Below are 574 nucleotides of genomic sequence, written 5' to 3' on the forward strand. Positions count from 1 at the left end.
GCCGCACGACGCGGGTGCACGGGCCGTTCTGCTCGGACTCGGAGGTCGAGAGCGTGGTCGCCCACCTCAAGCGCCAGGGTCGGCCGGCCTACCTCGAGGCGGTCACCGCCGACGACGGGTCGGAGGATGCGCCCAAGGGCAAGGGCAGGGGCAAGGCCGAGGCGGTCGAAGCCGAGGTGGAGGAGGCCGACCTTCCGGTGTTCGACGTCGGCGCCTTCGTGGCGGCGTCGGGCGGCGAGGCCGGCGACCTCTACGAGCAGGCGATCCAGGTGGTGCTGCGGGACCGCAAGGCCTCGACCAGCTACATCCAGCGCCGCCTGCAGATCGGCTACAACCGCGCCGCCTCGATCATGGAGCGGATGGAGATCGAGGGCATCGTCGGCCAGGCCAACCACGCGGGAAAACGCGAGATCCTGGTCGAGGGCGCCCCCCACGCCGCCAGCATGTACGACGACGAGTAGCCGGCACGCGGCGTCGGCCCGAAACCGGGCCGGCGTCGCATCTTCGCCACAGGGTGCCGCTCTAACGGCGCCCGACGACGCGCCCGGAGCCCGGCGCCCCGAGCGGGCGTCCC

At 73.0% G+C, this 574-nt stretch carries 1 protein-coding gene; it reads left to right on the forward strand.

Features of this window, described 5'->3' with window-relative positions:
- Positions 1–461 (forward strand): DNA translocase FtsK (locus tag FV222_RS28660; RefSeq protein ID WP_281406952.1); only part of this gene is annotated, 461 nt, incomplete at its 5' end.
- Between the last annotated feature and the right edge of the window lie 113 nt (positions 462–574).

The sequence above is a fragment of the Methylobacterium sp. WL103 genome, assembly GCF_008039885.1.
Taxonomy (GTDB): Bacteria; Pseudomonadota; Alphaproteobacteria; order Rhizobiales; family Beijerinckiaceae; genus Methylobacterium; species Methylobacterium cerastii.